Source organism: Thermopirellula anaerolimosa, assembly GCF_054657335.1.
Genome location: NZ_BAAHYX010000004.1, coordinates 1,236,431 through 1,254,399 on the forward strand (window position 1 = coordinate 1,236,431; position 17,969 = coordinate 1,254,399).

The 17,969-nt window shown below is 62.2% G+C and carries 13 protein-coding genes and 1 tRNA gene; 2 read left to right on the top strand and 12 right to left on the bottom strand.

The genetic code is table 11. The annotated features are described in order from the left end of the window. Nucleotides 1–61 precede the first annotated feature (61 nt). Nucleotides 62–739 (top strand): Crp/Fnr family transcriptional regulator, encoded by a 678-nt coding sequence (locus ACYQ6J_RS05195; RefSeq protein ID WP_460183135.1) that lies wholly within the window; start codon nt 62–64, stop codon nt 737–739. Here ACYQ6J_RS05195 and ACYQ6J_RS05200 read toward each other — a convergent pair. The 11 genes from ACYQ6J_RS05200 to ACYQ6J_RS05250 form a co-directional block, all read right to left on the bottom strand. Beyond that, nucleotides 736–2,409 carry an outer membrane protein assembly factor BamB family protein gene (locus ACYQ6J_RS05200; protein ID WP_460183136.1) on the bottom strand — a complete coding sequence of 558 codons (1,674 nt, stop codon included), beginning with the start codon at nt 2,407–2,409 and terminating at the stop codon, nt 736–738. The genes ACYQ6J_RS05195 and ACYQ6J_RS05200 overlap by 4 nt on opposite strands. A gap of 319 nt (nt 2,410–2,728) precedes the next feature. Beyond that, a tRNA-Glu gene (locus ACYQ6J_RS05205) sits at nt 2,729–2,802 on the bottom strand. A gap of 252 nt (nt 2,803–3,054) precedes the next feature. After that, nucleotides 3,055–3,510, bottom strand: coding sequence for a carboxypeptidase-like regulatory domain-containing protein (locus ACYQ6J_RS05210; protein WP_460183137.1), 456 nt, complete (start codon nt 3,508–3,510; stop codon nt 3,055–3,057). A gap of 101 nt (nt 3,511–3,611) precedes the next feature. Beyond that, complete coding sequence (locus ACYQ6J_RS05215) at nt 3,612–4,712, bottom strand: DUF1559 domain-containing protein (RefSeq protein ID WP_460183138.1); 1,101 nt, start codon at nt 4,710–4,712, stop codon at nt 3,612–3,614. Between the two features lie 200 nt (nt 4,713–4,912). Continuing rightward, on the bottom strand, nt 4,913–5,224 hold the full coding sequence (locus ACYQ6J_RS05220; protein WP_460183139.1) for a hypothetical protein: 312 nt from the start codon (nt 5,222–5,224) through the stop codon (nt 4,913–4,915). Nucleotides 5,225–5,249: 25 nt separating this feature from the next. Next, a complete protein-coding gene (locus ACYQ6J_RS05225; protein ID WP_460183140.1) occupies nt 5,250–6,308 on the bottom strand; it encodes a DUF1559 domain-containing protein in 1,059 nt (352 codons plus the stop codon). A 168-nt stretch (nt 6,309–6,476) separates the two neighbouring features. Beyond that, the gene (locus ACYQ6J_RS05230; RefSeq protein WP_460183141.1) at nt 6,477–6,884 is read right to left on the bottom strand and encodes a carboxypeptidase-like regulatory domain-containing protein; all 408 of its coding nucleotides are present in this window, start codon (nt 6,882–6,884) and stop codon (nt 6,477–6,479) included. Between the two features lie 132 nt (nt 6,885–7,016). Beyond that, on the bottom strand, nt 7,017–8,033 hold the full coding sequence (locus tag ACYQ6J_RS05235; protein WP_460183142.1) for a DUF1559 family PulG-like putative transporter: 1,017 nt from the start codon (nt 8,031–8,033) through the stop codon (nt 7,017–7,019). 132 nt (nt 8,034–8,165) lie between these two features. Next, complete coding sequence (locus tag ACYQ6J_RS05240) at nt 8,166–10,652, bottom strand: transglutaminase TgpA family protein (protein WP_460183143.1); 2,487 nt, start codon at nt 10,650–10,652, stop codon at nt 8,166–8,168. 28 nt (nt 10,653–10,680) lie between these two features. Continuing rightward, nucleotides 10,681–11,982, bottom strand: coding sequence for a DUF58 domain-containing protein (locus ACYQ6J_RS05245; RefSeq protein ID WP_460183144.1), 1,302 nt, complete (start codon nt 11,980–11,982; stop codon nt 10,681–10,683). 69 nt (nt 11,983–12,051) lie between these two features. Then, entirely contained in the window at nt 12,052–13,179 is a 1,128-nt protein-coding gene (locus tag ACYQ6J_RS05250) for a homospermidine biosynthesis protein (protein WP_460183145.1), read from the bottom strand. A 694-nt stretch (nt 13,180–13,873) separates the two neighbouring features. On the opposite strand from ACYQ6J_RS05250, the gene ACYQ6J_RS05255 reads away from it, so the two are divergent. Next, nucleotides 13,874–15,769 carry a hypothetical protein gene (locus ACYQ6J_RS05255; protein ID WP_460183146.1) on the top strand — a complete coding sequence of 632 codons (1,896 nt, stop codon included), beginning with the start codon at nt 13,874–13,876 and terminating at the stop codon, nt 15,767–15,769. A gap of 90 nt (nt 15,770–15,859) precedes the next feature. Here the strand turns inward: ACYQ6J_RS05255 and ACYQ6J_RS05260 are convergent, their stop codons facing one another. Continuing rightward, entirely contained in the window at nt 15,860–17,794 is a 1,935-nt protein-coding gene (locus ACYQ6J_RS05260; RefSeq protein ID WP_460183147.1) for a coiled-coil domain-containing protein, read from the bottom strand. Nucleotides 17,795–17,969: the final 175 nt, after the last annotated feature.

The window sequence follows — 17,969 nt, forward strand, 5'->3', positions numbered from 1 at the left end:
GGTCCTTGATCTAGATCAAGCCGCCGCGAGATTTTTCGAAAAAAGGTCGTGGAAAGTGCTGATGACGCCGCAACTCGTCCAAATCCTGCAAGATTGCCCCTTCTTTTCTCGCCTGGATGAACAGCGTTTCGCGCGTCTCTTCGCCATGTCGCGCTTGGTCAAGTTCCGCAAGGGGCAACTGATTTTTCGTCAGGGTCAGGCGTGTCCCGGCATTTATATCGTGGGGACCGGTTTGGTCCGCATCTTCCAGCGGGGTCCGCAAGGCCGGGAGCAGGTGTTGCACATCGTCGGGCCCGGCGGGACCTTCGCGGAAGTGGCCGCCATCGGCGGCTTCGACTGCCCCGCCAACGCCGAAGCGGTGACCGCCGCCGTTTGCGCCCTGGTGCCGCAAGAACCGTTTCACATGTGGATCCATGAAGATCACCGGTTGTGCCTGGCGCTGCTGCTGGGTTTGACCATTTGGACGCGGCACCTGGTGGGTTTGCTGGAGGACGTGACGCTCCGCGACGCGTCGGGGCGTCTCGCCCGATGGTTGCTCACGGCGACTCCGGACGACGGCATCATTCGCTTGCCGTCGCTGAAAAAGCATCTGGCCTCGCAACTCAACATCACAAGCGAGACCCTCTCCCGCACGCTGAAACGACTGGAGGAGGCGGGCGTCATCGCAGCGGGCGGGAGAGGCGCCATCCGCGTACTGGATCGTGCTCGACTGGAGGCGGAGGCCGCAGGCGGGACCTAGTCGGCATCACTCGCCCGAGAAGCAATGCCGATCGCGAATAGGTGCTGTTGCGCGGCGAAATAAAGAACCCCGTCGACCGCGGCGGGAGACGTATAGATCGGTTCTCCGAGTGCGTTTTCGGCTAAGACGGTCTTTTCCCGGGCCAGGGCGAAAACCACCGTGTCGCCGTCCTCGTCGCTGACGTAGGCCTTGCCGTCGGCGATCAGCGGGGTGCCCCAAACCGCGGCGAACATGTCGTGGCTCCACAGCAGTCGCCCGCTCTCCGCATCGACGCAGTGCACAATACCCGACGCGTCCGCGGCCATTACCAGGCCCTCGGCCACGACCGGGGCGGCGAGCGCACGATGATAGGTTTCCTCCACCTCCCGCTTTCCGTCGCCGTTCAAGTCGTCGCCCGTGTAAACCCAAATCACTCCGCTGTTGGGATTGGGAACGATCTTCTCTCCGGCGGACGGATCCACGGCGATCTCTCGACGCGGAGGGACCGATCGATTCATGGAATCGACGACCAATTCCGCGCTGAGGTCGCCTCGTTTACGGGCATCGACGCACCAAAGTCGGCCTTCCCCCTCGCCCCACTGGGGATCGCAACCGGTGGCAAGGTAGACGCGGTCGCCGCAGATCACCGGCGGAGCGACCAAGTAATCGCGATCCCCCAGTCCCGCTTCGCGAAATCGGGCGGCCTTGGGGTTCACGTCGAATCGCCACAAGAGCGGCGGCGGGCGATTTCCCGCGGTATCGACTCCGAAGGCGTAGACCCAACCGTCCCCTCCGCCGAAGATGAGTTGCGGCACGCCCGCGACCTCGGCGAAGGCGGGACTGGACCACTGCCCCTCAAGGATGTTGCCGCCCGGCGAGGCGTCCGACCACATCAGTTCGCCCGAGTTCTTGTCGAGGGCGATCAAGCTGGGGGCGTCCGGGGCGGGAACGCGCCCCTTGTCGTCCGTACCATTGGACGTGGCGACGAATATCCAAGGGCCGACCGCCGCCGGCACGGAAGACGTCATGAATCGGGGGACGACGCCCAATCGACCGATCATGTCGAATTCCCAGACCACGTCCGCCTCGTGCGTGTCCCGCACTGCGTTCGCAGTCGCGCCGTCGTCTTCGCCGTCGTAGAAGCCTTCGGTATCCAAGCACGCCACGCAACCGCGGTTCGTGACAATCCACATGCGATCGCCTTCGATCCACGGCGCAGAGCAGATGCCTTGCAGCGGCCAATTCCGCTGTGAGTCGGGCAGCACGGGGACCGAGTATTGCCACAAAAAGCCGCCATCGTTCCGAGAAAAGGCCGTCAAGCAGCCAAGGTCCTGCTTGGCGGGAAATCGCGGCAGGTAGCCCGCGCCGTTATTGGTCGCGCAGAACACCTTGTCCTTCCACACAACGGGTGAACCGTAGGTTTCACTTCCCAGCCGGGCGGCCCAGAGGATGTTTTCCGCTCGGTCACCGCCGCGCCACTCGCCGGTCTTGCGGTCGATGTCGCCGACCGCCCAGCGTTCCGGCAGTCCGCGAGCGGAGGAAACGTAATTGCGGTTCAAGGGCGGCAGGCTGACGGTCGGCGATGAGGAGGGAGTCTCGCCCGCCGCCACTCCGCCGACGGAGAGCAAGATCGTCGACAAAATCGGTCCGAGCGTCGTGGAAACGATTCCGTCTCGCTTGATGTGGTGCATGGCGTTGCGGTCCTGATCGCGGTTGTGGGATGACCGACCGGAAAGCCCGACGACTTCGGCACGTCCCGCGCCCCTCGATTATGGCCCGTTGGCGGCAACCGTGCCAATAGCGCGGAAAAACGACCAAAGGTTGCCGAAACCCATTGCTGCCAACGCCGCAATGAGTCGGCCCGGCGAGAGTCGCCCAACGCGGACGGAAAAAAACGGGCGGGAAAAAAGATTTACGACGCACGAAACGAGACGTGCGCTCGACAGAAAGAAGAGTCACGCAAACGGCGATCGTTGCACGAACGGCGTCATGCCATGCAATCGCCCCAAGTGACCCCGACGGGATTTGAACCCGTGTTGCAGGCTTGAAAGGCCTGTGTCCTAACCTGGCTAGACGACGGGGCCGCCAGGCTTCCCGCTTGCCGGGAAGCAAGAACAACCTATTATCACCACCGCGATCCTTGGCGTCAACGGCGCCCCCGGCGCACTAGGCCGCATTCCGTCAACACGGTCCCGAATGTAGGGCGATGTGTTGCTTCTTCGCAGTTCGCGACATCGTCCAAGGTGATTCCGCCGGGCGGAATTGCAGCGTTATCGATGCCGTTCGCGTGCGGAACCGACGTTCGCGAACTTGGGGCGAGCCTTCGTCGGCGACCGTCAATTTTTGGTCAACGGCAGGTCGATCGTGTTGCGTCCGGACTTGACTTCGAACTCCAGCTCCGTTTGGACGTTGTACTTGGGCGGGATCGGTTCGGCGGAGGCGGTGGTGTTCGGGCTTTGGGCACCGCCCGAGTAGGCCGCCTCATAGCTGGGATCATCCGACGAGACTTCGGCCGCGGCTTGAGCCTTGGGCAAGGTCCGCACGGAGACCTTGTGCTTTCCCACGACGGCGCCTTTGCCGCCCGGGTAAACCAGGCTGTATTTTCCGCTATCGTCCGTCGTGCCGGTGGAGGCCATGCCACCCTCGACGGGCGTAAAGGTGACCAAGACGTTGGCAAGGGGTTGTCCGTCCATAGTGACGACGCCTTCCACCGTGCCCGTCTTGGGGCCTTTTTGACAGCCCAGCAACAATCCCACGACGCACAGCAAGCAGAGCAACCGCAATTGAGGCATGGCATCAGTCTCCCGATGATGGTTGTTCACGAAAAAGGTGCCGGCGACGCCGCGCGTGGGCGTCGCCGAACGAAAAGGCAAGGAATCGCGACGGCGCGCGATCACGGCATTTGCACGGTCTCGCCGCCGGTCCGACTGCCGAGGGCGCCCCACACGCCCCAAGGCGACGGACGCGTGCCCGGCGAACCGACGTCATCGATCGCTTGGTTGCCGGTGTCGATGGTCTCGGAGATAAAGCGAACCGACCCGTCCACCAAGCCGACGTTTCCGCCGCCTGGGTGGAAGCTGGAGAGCGTTCCCATGTGCTCGTTGCCGTCCACGCCGCCCCAATGGCAGCTTGGTCCGTTGGGACGAACCATGGTGGCGAAGCCGACGAAATAGGGCCGACCGTCCCAGGCGCGACCGCCCGTCGGACGGAAGTCGGCGCGGACCGGCGCGATCAGGCGTTTCGGGTTCGTGGGATCGACCCGCGCGAGGCAGGCCGCGGGATTCCAGGCGGTCATATTGAGGGCCACGCCGCCCAAGACGTCGTACGGATCCCCGCCGGCGACCATCTCGCCCATCGAAATCGTGTTCGATGTGCCGTCCGTCACAGATTCCATACCGATCCAGCGTTCGCATTGGAAAACGCCGCGGTTATCTCGCCCGTTCTGGTCCGGGCGGAAGTGATTCTGGTGATAATCGTCGCCCACGCAAGCCTTGTAGTTCAACAGCGACGGGCTTTCCCCGCGATTGGTGACCCGTTGGTCGGAGGGGCAGCGGTAGGCGGGGATATCCTTGAGCCAGTAGTCACGGACGAACGGACCCCATGTGGCGTGGTTGGGGTCGGTCGTCCATGGCTCGGGGAGACCGGCCGGCGTCATTGCCTGCGCCATGTATGCCTGAAAGAGCGGGGCCTGTTCCACATAGGGCAGAATCATCATGGCCCATGAGTAGTAGCGTCCCCGGCAGGTTCGCACGCCCAAGGCCGGGAAGACCTTGTACGTGTCGTGGTAGTTCTGAATCGCCAATCCGATCTGCTTGAGGTTGTTGGTGCATTGGGAGCGCCGGGCGGCTTCCCGGGCGGCCTGCACGGCGGGCAGAAGCAAGGCGATCAAAATCCCGATGATGGCAATCACCACCAGCAGTTCCACCAGCGTGAAGCCATGGGGATCTTTCCTGCAAATACGGCCAAATCTGAAACTTGTGGAACAAGACATCATAAACCTTCCTCCTGCGGTAATTGAGTACGGAAACTCTTGAATAAAAACCGACCCTCCTAGGAAGTGTACTTCATTACCTAATTTATCGCAACGATTTGGTTAAATCCAAACGCCGAATCGTTGGGAAAAATGCCTAAAGAAAAGGGAGAGGTGCCATCGACACCCCTCCAGGAGGTAGTTCTAACGCTGCCAGGAATGCTTTATAGCTTTCCCAACATCTCTTGGGCCTTGGCCTTGGCCTGATTCGGATTGCCCGTCATCGATTCGAGTTGCGACAGGTCTTGCAGCAGCGTCTGGGCCTTGGCGGCGTCGGTTTCCTTCATGGCCTCCAATCGTTCCCGCACGACCATCAGGCCGCTATCGACGACCCCCGTATCGGCCACCTGTTGGAGCGCCGAGCGGACCTCTTGATTCGGATCCGGTGCCTCGACCTTAGTGGAAGGCGTGCTGGGACCGCAACCGATCAGGGCCGTCAATAACAATCCGCCGGCCAACCATCGCAATGCCTGCATGGCAAATCCTCCGTCCTGCTTCGAATCACCAAGTTACGGGGTTACCGTCGGATCGCCCACCCAAACGCTGCCAGGTGGTCAAATCGATCGTATCCGACACGAAACGCACGGAGGCATCGGCCACGGTGACGTTGACGCCGCCGGGGTGCATGCTCTTGGGCGGGACGATTCCGTTGCGGTCGCATGCGTAGCCGAACGTTCCGCCGTCGCAGCAACTGATATGCCGCCAGTTCGGCGGGGCGATCGTGTTGATGGCGATGAAACCTGGGAAGCTGGCGCTCCATTGCCGACCGGCGTTGCTTTGATGCCACGAAGTCGCGTTGGAGTCGCAGGTCACCCCGGCGGCCTCGATGGCGTCCGAGGGTGGAAATTGATCCTGCGTAAGGGGGTTATTGTTGGTGAAATCACGGCGGATGGTCAGCGAACCGCCCTGATTGTCGCCCTTGATTTGTTCGCTCAACATGATGACGTTGCTGGAACCGTCGAAGATTTCCGCCATGGTCGTCTCAACGCGCCGCAGGAAGACCCCGCTGGCTGGGACCGCCGCTCCTGTGTCGTAAAACCCGCGACGAGCACCGCCGGACACCATGTAGTTGTTGCCGCCGAAATTCCGGTCCGGGTAAGGCTGGTCGCTGGGGCAGAGGAAGGCGTCGATCTTGCGCTGGGATATCCAGTAGTTGGTCGGGGCGCTCGCCGTGGGGATGGACGATTCGCCATTGTTGTCCCACTCGAAGCGGAAGTCCATCTGGTCGTACAAGGCCCGCTGTTCGATGTAGGGCAGGATCATCGTCAACGCCCCGTGGCCCCGCCAAGAATTCCACGTCGTGGGCGTATTCATGTACTGATAGGCCGGAAAGACTTTGTAGACGTCGTGATAGTTGTGGAACGCCAGCCCCAATTGTTTGAGGTTGTTGGTGCATTGGGAACGCCGGGCGGCCTCGCGGGCGGCCTGCACCGCAGGCAGAAGCAAGGCGATCAAGATACCGATGATGGCAATCACCACCAACAATTCCACGAGGGTGAATCCCCCCACGAGCGGGCGAGCACGCTTGCCGCCGCGAGATAACAAAAAATGAGTAATCATACCACGTCTCCTGGACAAGAACCCGACCAAGCACAACCAGCAACAAGCCCCTGGCAACACTGAGAATAGCTCAGCGACAAAACCATGTCAATGAATTGGCGAACGGAATTCCACGCTGGAACGTCACGCTGGGAAACCTCGCCGCGAATTCCCGGCGGATCGCCCCGGTCAACGCTTCAGTTCCACGGGCACCTGATTCGCCCCGGCCTTGATTTCGCAACGAATGTCGCTCGTGGACTCGCTCCAGTACTTCTCGGGCACCGTGCTGTCGATGGAGACGGGCTTCGGTTCCGCTGCGGGGTCCTCCTCGAGGCGGGGGGCCAGATACACAATGTACTGCCCCACTTCGATGGGCTTAGGGAGCTGGAAGGTCCCATCGGGGTTGATGTTGGCGGACCCGCCTTGTCCCGTGTCCGGGCTGAAGAAGATCACCGAGGCGTCGGCGTACGGCTTACCGTCCAAGGTCACGGTGCCGGACACCGTTCCCGTCGGCTTGCTCCGCCGCCCGCATCCGATAATCAGGCCGGTGATCATCATGAACGCCACGATTGTTGTAAAGGTATTCCACCGCGTCATGTCGGTCGTCTCCCGCAAACACTGAGATTCCAAAACGCGTCAAAATTAGGCGCAACGAAAGAAAAACACGGCGGCTCACAGCCTCGGCCCTCGAAGGCGGTCCCCCGGTTGGTCGGCACCCGTAGGCCGATATCAGAACTCCGGCGTAGGCTCGCCGTCCAAGCGGCAGGCCAACCGTTTGAGGTTCATCAAGTCGATCGTATCGCTGATGAAGTGGACGCTGCCGTCCGTGAACAAGGCGTTGACACCGCCCGGGTGTTCGGAATTGATGACGGTATTATTGCGGTACTTGTTCTCCGTGGCGCCGGTTTGCACGATTTGCGAATTCGGTCCGAAACGGACGCAGGTGCTGCCGGTTTGCCAGAGATCGCTACAGGACGACGCGCCGATGGGCCGGGGATGACGACTGCCGTACCACCCGCCGTAATAGTTGGAGGTGCGGTTCTTCCTTTGCACCAAGCCGGATTGTTCACCCACCAGCATGGTATTCGAGGTGCCGTCGCGACAGTATTCCAGGCCGTAGCATTCGTTGGCGGGCATCATGCCGTTGTTGCACGACCAACCGTGGCCGCAGTCTCGGGTGCCGATCGTGGGATCCGGGCCGGGAACCGGTTGCGCGGCGCCTTGGATGCCGGCATACGTCACCATCATGGTTTCCTGCTCGTTATTGACGACCGGATCGTTGACGTTGTCGAATTGCGGGATGTTCGTCGACGGGCAGCGATAGACCGGGATCAACATACGCCGCAAGACTTGGTTACCGTACAAGGCATTGGTACCAGCCGCCCCACCGCCCATGAAGGTATACGGCTGATCGGACCGGAACTGAAGCTGATCGTACAGCGGTTTCTGTTCGATGTACGGAAGAATCATGCAGCGCCAATTGGTGCCGCTGGAGGGCCAGGCTTCGCGGAGGTTGAACGAACCGGGCGGCAGGGTCTTCAGCACGTCGTGATAATTGTGTAGGCCGAGGCCGATCTGCTTGAGGTTGTTGGTGCATTGGGATCGCCGGGCGGCTTCCCGGGCGGCCTGCACGGCAGGCAGAAGCAAGGCGATCAAAATCCCGATGATGGCAATCACCACCAACAGTTCCACCAATGTGAAGCCCCGCAGACGCCGGCATGACGACAAGCGTTCTCGTCCCCTCACGGCACTCTCCTTTCTCGACAAACGACATAAAGACCCGATAACCATGCGGCCTACTATAAAAAAGATTGCGCGGAATGTCAATCAAATTGTTTGCGATCTTTGCGGCTCGATACGCACCATGGAAACCCGAATTCAAGGGCAACTTCGGTGGAGTGCCGCCTGCCAACGCTCCAGGGCGTCCAGCGCCTGGGCGGTCTCTTCGGGACCGGGATACCGTTCGGCGTACCTTCCTCGGTAATACAGATCGACGATGCGGTAGCCCGATTCGAGTAACTCGGTATGAAAATCTTCAGGGGCGGAGGAACCTGGAATCGTGGCGGCGACCTCTTCCATGAAGCGACGGGGGGTGCGGTCGGGGGGACGGCGACGACCGTGGGCGGCCAGCATCTTCTCGAATTCGTGGTAAAACTCCAATCCTAACCGCTTGGGCGAGATCAAATAGCCGGAGCGGACGCCCAGGCGTCGCAGAAGTTTTGCGCGGCGAACGGGAAAGCGCCAAAGCATCCACAGGCCAAGCGAGACCAGCGTGAAGACCGTCACGACCGCGACGGTCGCAACCCGGCCCAGGGGGGAGGCCATCGCGTCACGCACCGCTTGCGTCAGGGCGGTCGCATCCCGCCGGCCCAGGGTGTGGTCCCAAATCGTTTGCATGAGCCGACGCGAGCGATCCACGGCGGGTTGATAGACCGCCTCGCGCTGGCGCGGACGATCCATCTGCACCACGTACTTCAGCCACACGAAGTCGAGCCAATTGAAGGTTTGGGCAAAGCGATTCCAAGGTTTGCGGGCGGCGGACATGGCGTCCCGGTCGGGCGGGGTCGGATCGAGACGCAACCAGATTCCGTTGGCAAACCATTCCGCCGGGGCCTCGACGCGGAATCGTTCGGGAATCTTGTCGGGCGCCAGGTAGACCTCGACCCAGGCATGGGCGTCCTGTTGGCGGACCTGATAAAAATCGCCGAACGGGTTGTAGTCGTCGCATTTGAAACCGATGACCACGCGGGTAGGCACACCGCGGCAGCGGAGCAGCAGGGCCAACGCGGAGGCGAAATACTCGCAGTGGCCCTCGCGATGGTCGGTCAGGAAATCGACGATCGGATCCAGGACGGGATTGCGGCGGGGCGACTCCAGGCTGTAGCGGAATTCGCCCGACGACGCCAAATTCCGTTCGAAATACAAGGCCAGGCGGTAATGGTCGGTGGGAGAAAAGGACGTCTCCGCGGCGAATTCGGCCGCCCAATCGTCGGCTAGGCGTCGCAGCCGATCCCAACCGCCGGGCGGCGGGGGAGGCGGCGGTCGCGGTCGCGGCGGGGAACCCCAATAGCTCCACGGCGGACTCGGGGATTGAAAGCGACGATCCCACTCCTCCGGCGATACGTCTTCGGGGACGTCAAGATAGAGCCGAGTGTGGATGGGCTCCAAAGCTGGAGCCCAATCGGTCAGCGTTTCGCCGGAAAACGCCGTCGTGGTCAAGGTGTAAGTGGTACGCTGTTCGGTGCTGCCGGACATCCGGAACAGGCGGGTTTCCACGGGGTCGTACATGAACTCGCCCTCCTCGGTTCGACCATAGGGCCAAATGCCGAACAATTCCGGCGTCTCGATCGGTTCCAAGGTGATGCGTTGGCGAACGAACCGTCGACCGGGCTGAGGCCGCAGCGTCGGCAACGACGTCATCGGGGGCGACCAGGGGTAAAACGGGGCCAACCAACGTTTGTCGGCATAGCGGGCAAACGAGGCGCCGCGGAGATAGACGGTGCCGGCGGCTGAAATGGAATCCCCGGTGAATGCGTCCTCCAATTGCACGCGCATAACGGGAGAGGCATCTTCGATGAGGGAACCCACCTCGCCCAACCGCATTTGGTTGTTGAAACCGATGCCGCGGACCATCCGTGCGCCCGGTCCTTGCCATGCCCCCCCGCTCAATCGAGGAACCGCCGCGAAAAGTATCGCCGCGAACCCAATCGTCGCGCCGGCCAAAATCAGCATGCGCACCAGAAGCGCGCCGTTGAGTTCCGGCACGCCGCGACGCGGCGCGGATGGGGCGGAATCGGCGGGTTGAACAAGCAGAAAGGCGGGGCTTTCGCTGCCGTCTTGCCCCGCGACGGCGCCTCCCGCATCGGTCGCTTGCCCGCCGCGGAGGACCTGCTCGTAGACCGTCAAGAGCAAGAGCGAGGCCAACCCGACAGCCAAGTAGAACGCCAGGAGCAAGACGAACGGAAAGCTCTGATAGAAGGCTCCCGCGGACACCACCTGAAACAAGCTGATTACCAGCAGGTAGCGATAGACGCGGGCATCCTTCTTTTGGAACTGGAGGATGATCTGGAGGTACACGAGGAAATTCGCCACGACCAGCACTTGCATGGTGCCTTCATTGCGAAAGACCTCGGTCGCAACCAGAAACAGGGCGATGAGCATGGCCGCGTTGGTAAGCCAGCGCGGCGGAAGAAGCAGTCCCAGGCGATCCGTGAGGACGAAGGACGCCAAGGAGGCGAAAGCGGCGGCCCAGGGCAGCACGGCGTTTTGCTCGCCCATGCCCAGCAGGGTCGTTCCGAGCGCGGCCAAGATCGCCACGCACGCCTGCAACCTTCGTTCGAGTTTGACCAGCTCCGCACGATTCATAGCACTCTTCGCGACGATGGTCTCGCGGTCATCCTCCGGGCGATGGAGCGGCCTCACGATCGGTCGCGGGGCCTTGGGACGTCGAATTCGCCGGCAAGGAGTCCCCTTGCAGAGAGGCAAATCTCACCGCGGGCGGAAGGTATTGAAAATAGTTGCGCAGTCCCCCTGCGGCGACGTCCAGCAAACGGACGGAACGACCCTGCCCGGCGAATCGAACATCCCTCGTCGCACCGTTACCGTTGTCGGTGGTCGGCGCGCTAAGCGGATATGTCGTCACCAAGATGACCTCGGCGGCGACAACCGAACGCAGGGTCGCTTGCAGCGGTGCCATGGGATCGCGATGCGTCGCCGTCGCCACGGCCAGGCTCTCCAATCCCCGATCGAGCAAACCGGGAGAGGCCGGGCCCGTGATGCGATCCACCTGCTCGCCCGATACGATCAGGCTCACGTTGCCCCCGCCTTTGCGGCAGAGGTCGTCGAGCACCGTGGCGGCGAAACTGACCGCCTCCTCCACGTGCCGGCGATCGGCGTCGCTGGGCGTCTTCGGTTCCCAGAGCGCCAGCAGAATTGCGACGTCTTCGTTGCGAGGCTGGTCGAACTCCTTGACCATGAATTGCTGCAATCTCGCGGAACGCCGCCAGTGGATATACCGCGGACTATCTCCCGAACGCCATTCGCGAAGACCGAAGAAATCGCCGGACATGCGATGGCGTCGCGTTTCGCGACGGGCACGACCGTCGTAGTCGTGGTGGGCGCGTTGGAACCACTGCCGCGTCAACTTGCCCAGGCAGGGGTATACCAAAAGCGTTTCGCGATTCTCCACCGTGCACGCGGCTTCGAACAGACCGAACGGAAATCGCGAACGAACACGCACGGGCCCCCATTCGTAGCGCCCGCGGGCAAGCAAGCGCGCCTGGAAGGTCTCGCTTTGGGTATCTTTGCCGGCAATGACGCGGAAGAGCGCGGCGACTTCCACGCCGCGCGACGCCGCCGAGGAATCTCCGTTCGGGGTCGTCCGCCGGACCGAGTCCTCGATGCGAATGGACCAGTGAGGACGATATCCCCGGCGGTTTTCGACTTCGAACCGCCCGACCAGAAGATCGCCCGCACAAATGCCGCGCGGCAGACGTCGCCGCAATCGGAGGCCGCGGAGATTGCCTCGGGCGAGCCACCACCCGAAGATGCAAGGCCCGGCGACGAAACCCGCCATCAGCAGCAGGAGGTTCACCTGCCGCGAACAGGCCGCCAAGAAAATCCCGAGAGTCAGGGCTAGGTAGTAAAGCCCTTGGCGTGTGGGGCGGACGCGGACACGGGAAACGGCGGAGTCCATGATGCCAATATTGTAGGCGCGGCAGGGAACCGCGGTCGCCCGCCGGGGACGAATTCTCGGCCCATCCGGTCAGCCGTCGGCTTTCGCCTGGAGATACGCCTGCCGCAGATACTCCAGCAGTTCGGCCCGCCGATCATAGAGGCGTTTCGGCGGTCGAGGTTGCCGCCGCGCCAACGCGTACGCCGTCACGAGGGGCATGGCCACGGTCGAATCTACATAACAAACCACCGAGTCGGGCACATGTTCCGGATCGACCTTGCCCCAGCTTACCGCCTCCTGGGGAGTCGCGCCCGACAATCCGCCTGTATCGGGCCGGGCATCCGTGAATTGCAGAAAGTAGTCGTGGCCGGGCGTGTCCAGTCCTAAAATGTCCGAGGCCTGGGGCGCGGTTTGCAGCACGAAGTTCTTGGGGCTTCCCCCTCCGAAAATGAGGACGGCCGATTTGCGATCCTCGGTCTTCGACCAGTAATACACGGCGGTCGTCTCGCTGACGTCCGCCAAAGGATCGAGTCGTAGGCTGCTCCCTTGCAACCAACGCTCGGCGGCGACCATGCCGATGGTGGAATCGCCCGGCGAACTGGTATAAATCGGTACGCCGTTGCGGTAGGCTGCCGCCAGAACCGAGACGTGCGGCAGGCCCGCCTTTTCCTCCGCCTCCGCCGCGTATTTTCCCATGTGATAGTGCAATTCGGCGGTGGTGAGACTCCGCTGGAACTCGGGTCGGTCGAGCATCTCCTGGACGCGGCGATCGGTTTCGATCAGGCACTCGTCCAAGGAGAGCAAGACGTCGTAGATGCGGACCACGCCGACCTCGTGGAGCGTGCGATCGTCGATGCGAAAGTCGCCCGCCACGAGGCGGTAATTGAACGCGAAATGCAGATCGTGGTAGAGATTGGCGCCCGTGCAGACGATCCAATCCACGAAGCCGGCCTCGATGAGGGGAACGACGCAGGATGCGCCCAATCCGGCGGGCGTCAACGCTCCCGCCAGCGACATGCCGACCGTGACGTCCGATTCCAGCATCTTGCGGACGAAGAGTTGGGCCCCTTCTCGGAGCCGTGCTCCGTTGTAGGCCAGAAAAACGGTGTCCAAAACGTCCGCTAGCGGTTCCTTGCCGGTCAAACCCGGCGGGAAAATGCGCCGACTGGAGAGGAAATCATCGTGCTGAGGATGACGTTCTTGCCGGGGGCATTTCATCACAGCGAATCTCCCAACCTTTCCGATGGCATGCACCAACAACCCGTCTCGATGCAGACCTTCAAGAGTAACGGAAAGAGGAAGCCTTGCAAACCGCCGCCGATAAGGGTGTTGTTACCGACGAATGAAAATGTCCCCTTGCGCCGTGAATGGCAATGCCTTAATCAGCCATCCAAAAAGCCGGGTTGCACGGTGAGGTTACCAATGAGTGCAAAAGGGCGGACGAGGCCGGCGGCCTTCCGTTTGGTGAAGGTGCAAGATACCGCGATATATCGGGCTGGTGACGGCGAGCGAGATCTTTCGGATAAGTTGGCGGGCGAAGCATTCGTGGTCGCGTTTCCAGGCGTCGGAAGCGACACGGCGTCCGTAGCGAGCGTTTCGAACCCGTTCCGGATTCGCTCCGCCCATCCTCTTTTCCACCACGCGATTCGGCAATTCCCTGGAACTCTCGCGGGGGGCCTTTCTTTGCGAACACCGACATCGCCCGCCGGCGAGCCTGCGGACGCAGGACGCTCCCGACCGATTTGGTAGCCGGTCGATTTGGAGCGCGAAAGGTCGTGAGCCTCCGCGGGGGTGGCGGTCGATCTAGAACAAAAGCCCGAATCTCGCTAAACTTTCAAGCACAAGTTGAGAATCGGACGACTGCACCCTCCGTCCGGCGCGACCGACGGACCGACGACAAGGAGATTCACCGGTGTTGACTGAGGAACGGATCCGCCAAGCATCCCCGACGGGGATTGTGTTGTTGCTTGTTTTCGCCTTCTCCATGTCGCTCCGCGCCGCGGGCGAAGAATTTCGACCCGAGACGATGTTTCCGGATCACACGCGGGGGTTCTTGGCGATCAGCAACCTGCCGGATCTCCGGGATCACATACAACAAACGCAGTTGGGCCAACTGCTGCAAGACCCTGCGCTCGAGCCTTTCGTGCAGGATTTGCGGGCACAGGTGGAGGCGAGGTTCGACGGCATCCGCAGTCGCTTGGGCATTCGTTTGGATGAATTGGAGTCGATCGTGACGGGCGGGCTGGGAATTGCGGTGTTGTACTCCGACGCCGACTCGCAGGCCGGATTGGCCGCCGTCTTGGAGATCGCGGGAAAAAGGACGGAAACCCAAGGAGTCGTGGACCGGGTAATCCGGGACGTGCGAGACCAAGGCGGTTCCACGACCGCCGAGCGGATCGCCGGCAAGGAAGTCACGATCGTCACGCTGCCGGAGGACGAGCGCCGCGGTGTGCGTCGTGTGGTATTCCATCTGGATGACCGGTACTTGGTGGCGGCGGACAGCACCGCGACGATCGAGGGCGTACTGAAACGGATGGGCGGCGATTCGGCGGCCACCCTCGCCCAGCAAAAGGCCTTCGCGCGGATCATGGAACGCTGCGCGGAGGATGCGGAAGGCGGTGTGCCGCAGATTCGCTGGTTCATTGAGCCGTTCGGTTACACCGCCGCCGTGCGATCCGCCATTCCGCCGGAGCGGCGCAAGCGGGAACGACGTTTGGCGGAGGCCCTGAAGGCGGCGGGCTTTTCGGCCCTGCAAGGCATCGGCGGTTTCGTCGATGTGGCCGTGGAACCCTACGAATTGATCCACCGCACGTTCGTTTACGCGCCTGGGCCGCTGGAAAAATCGGCCAAAATCTTCAGTTTCCCCAATTCCAAGGAATTCACGACGCCCAAGTTCGTGCCGCGCGACCTGGCCACCTATGCCACCGGCTACTGCGACGTGCTGAACGCCTTTGATAACGTGGGACCGGTCTTCGATCAAACCATCGGCGAAGGCGAGGAAGGTGTTTGGCAAGACGTACTGGATAGCCTCAAGAATGATCCGACGGGGCCGCAATTCGACTTGAGAAACGAATTCTTCGTGCATTTCGGCCGGCGAATCGTGGTCTTCACGCAATACGAGCTGCCGATCACGCCGACCAGCGAGCGGGTGCTGGTGGCGGTGGAAGTCAAGGATGCCGATGCCGCCGCCAAGGCCCTCGACAAAATGTTCCAACACGAGGCCCGATTCGAGCGGCGGGAGCATAACGGTCGCATCATTTGGGAAGGCCTGCCGGAGGAGAAGAAAGAACTGCCCGGCTTGAATTTGGAAGGCATTCCCGGGGTGGGAGAAAGCGAAGCGCCGGCGGAGGAGGAGTCTTCGCCGATCTTCCCCAATGCATCGCTCACGGTCTACGACGGCTATCTGTTGATCGCCTCGCACTACGACTACCTGGTCGCCCTTTTGAATCGCGATCAAGCCCGGGAATCGCTGGAACGGAATCCGGAGTATTTGACCGTCATGGAGCGGATCGAGAAATTGGGCGGCGAGGAGGCGTGCCTCAAGTCGTTCTCTCTGACGGATGAGGCGTATCGTCCCACTTACGAGCTGATTCGCCAGGGGAAAATGCCGGAGAGCCAAACGTTGACGGGGCGATTGCTCAATTCGTTGCTGGCCCCGGAACCGGGGAAGCCGCGGGAACAGCGGATCGACGGAAGCAAGTTGCCGGACTACGAGGTGGTGAGACGGCACCTGGGACCGGCAGGGCTTTTCGGCAAGGCCGAGAACGACGGTTGGTTCCTCAAAGGCTTCACGCTCCCCAAAGAGTGACGGTTGCAACACGGGCGCGGCGTAGAAAAGCCGCCGCCGCTCCGACGAAAACCTCGCGCGGCGCGGACGGCCCTGGCATTGCGAGGCCGCTTACTTGCCGCCTTCGGCATCCTCCTCGGAGGACAATCCCAATCGACTAAGCCACCGTCCGCGCTGGGACTTGCCCTTCGCGTCGCCGGCCGACTTGGCCTCGTCGCGTTCGTGATGCTGTTCATTCCATTGGCGCTGCCGTTCTTCGAGCGCGGCGCGTTCTCGGGCGATCTTAGCCCGTTCGCGCGAAATCTCTAGTTCCGCTTGGCGGAGTTTTTCCTTCCACTCCTCCTCCAACTGGCGAAGGTGCTCGCGTTGCTGGCGGATGATCTCGTCCTGCTCGAGGAATTGACCAAGGGCCGCGGCGCCGACCGCCATGGAGCCGATGTTGGCCGACTGATTCTCCAGCAGGCTTCGCAACTCCGCGATTTCTCGGTCTTTGTCCGCGAGTGCGGCCTCGGTCTTCTTGACCACGTCCTGAATCTTCAGATGCGTTGCGCGGGCTTCCTCGTCGTCCTCGTCGCCTTCCGCCTCCAGGGCGGCCAGGATTCGCTGCTTTTCGATTTCCCAGTTCGATATCCCCCCGGCGGACGCAGAGGCTGCGGATTGGGCGGCTTGGGCCCGGCGACTCTCCGCCTCGGCCAGCCTCTTTTCCAATTCCGCGCAGCGAAGCCGCCACTCCCGTAGGTCCTGCATGGCCAACTCGTAGCGCCGCGCCATTTCCTCGTCCGGCGCAGCGGCTGGTTCGGCCGTCCCCGCTTGTTCCAGTCGGGCTTCCAGCTCCTCGCATCGGGCGACCAGGGCGGCCAATTGCGACTCGCGATCGTTCCACTGCTCGGTCCAACGACGCCGCTCGGCCTCGTATTCCGCGGCCAGATCGGCCTGCCGCTGGGTCGCAGCGCGAATCTCCTGCTCGCGTTGCCGCAATTCCCGTCGCAAAGATTCCTCGCCGCGAAGCAACTCTTCCTTTTCGCTCTCGATCGCGCGGAGCGATTGACGCAAGGATTCGACCTCAGCCCGCGTCTTTGCCGCATCTTCCTCTTTTTCCGCCCAGATCGCCTCGCGTTGCCGGAGCGTCTGAACTTCGGCGCGGAGGGTCTCGAGTTCGCCGCGGGCGGACACGGCCTGTTCGCGGAGTGCCTCCAGTCGCGTTTCGGCGGCGGCTAAGGCGGCCTCGGCCTCATCCTTCGCCGTCACGGCCTGCTGGTGTTGGGTCGCCAATTCCTGATGCCTCTGTTGCAGGCTCGTCAGGCGGCTACGTATTTCCTCGCATTCCTCGCGAAGGGCCTCGCGTTGAACGCGTTCGGCGGACAATTCCGCCCGCGCATGCTCGGCGATTTCGGCGGCGGCGCGAATCTCTTGATCGCGGCGATCGTGTTCCGCTTGGAGCCTGGCGATCTCGGCTTCTTTGTCGAGCAGCACCGATTGAAGGCTCTGTTCCCGCTGCCGCGACTTTTCCAGTTGGTCGCGAATCGCGGCTTGTTCGGCCAGTTGCGCCGATGCGTCGGCATGGGCGGTCGCCAACTCTTGGTGCCGCTGCTGCAAACCGGCCAAGCGTGCTTCCAGATCGGCGCAGGTCTCCCGCAGGGCTTGCAGTTCGGCGGATAACTCCCGGGCGGCGGCTTCGCGTTGCTGCGATTCCTCTCGGAGGCGGCGCGATTCTTCGTTCCAGGATTGCTGCCGGGCTTGGAGTGCGGCAAGCTCTTCCTCCTTTTGCCGCAGCAGCGATTCCAGTTCCCGTTCGCGTTGACGCCGCCGTTCGCTCTCGTCGGACGGCTCGGTCTCCGCGCCTTCGCTTTGAGAGGCGGAGGCCAAGGAGTCGATGCGGCGAACGAGGGTTTCCAGGCGGCCCGATATTTCCCGTTCGGCGATACCCAATCGTTCACGACGGCGCGCGAGAATCTCCGCGATCCGCAATCTTTGACCGCGAATCGCGTCGAGGATTTGTTCGGGAGATTCGCCGTTTACGGCGAATGCGGCCTGGGAATCATCCATGCGGAAAATCCTTGTTCGCCGCCGACGCAGGCGATAACCCTGGCCGGCGCGACGGTCCGCCCCAAGGCGGATGAGAGCGCACTGTGCGCAGAAAAACGGCCGACCGGCAATCTATCGCCCTTGGCATGCCAATGCGACTGCCTATTAGGCTATAGGTTACCGGCCGACCGACGTC

Coding starts and splice junctions, on each gene's coding strand:
- ACYQ6J_RS05210 (WP_460183137.1), bottom strand. CDS start 3,510: ATGCCTCAATTGCGGTTGCTCTGCTTGCTGTGCGTCGTGGGATTGTTG.
- ACYQ6J_RS05225 (WP_460183140.1), bottom strand. CDS start 6,308: ATGATTACTCATTTTTTGTTATCTCGCGGCGGCAAGCGTGCTCGCCCG.
- ACYQ6J_RS05250 (WP_460183145.1), bottom strand. CDS start 13,179: ATGAAATGCCCCCGGCAAGAACGTCATCCTCAGCACGATGATTTCCTC.
- ACYQ6J_RS05230 (WP_460183141.1), bottom strand. CDS start 6,884: ATGACGCGGTGGAATACCTTTACAACAATCGTGGCGTTCATGATGATC.
- ACYQ6J_RS05245 (WP_460183144.1), bottom strand. CDS start 11,982: ATGGACTCCGCCGTTTCCCGTGTCCGCGTCCGCCCCACACGCCAAGGG.
- ACYQ6J_RS05195 (WP_460183135.1), top strand. CDS start 62: ATGACGCCGCAACTCGTCCAAATCCTGCAAGATTGCCCCTTCTTTTCT.
- ACYQ6J_RS05240 (WP_460183143.1), bottom strand. CDS start 10,652: ATGAATCGTGCGGAGCTGGTCAAACTCGAACGAAGGTTGCAGGCGTGC.
- ACYQ6J_RS05220 (WP_460183139.1), bottom strand. CDS start 5,224: ATGCAGGCATTGCGATGGTTGGCCGGCGGATTGTTATTGACGGCCCTG.
- ACYQ6J_RS05215 (WP_460183138.1), bottom strand. CDS start 4,712: ATGATGTCTTGTTCCACAAGTTTCAGATTTGGCCGTATTTGCAGGAAA.
- ACYQ6J_RS05200 (WP_460183136.1), bottom strand. CDS start 2,409: ATGCACCACATCAAGCGAGACGGAATCGTTTCCACGACGCTCGGACCG.
- ACYQ6J_RS05260 (WP_460183147.1), bottom strand. CDS start 17,794: ATGGATGATTCCCAGGCCGCATTCGCCGTAAACGGCGAATCTCCCGAA.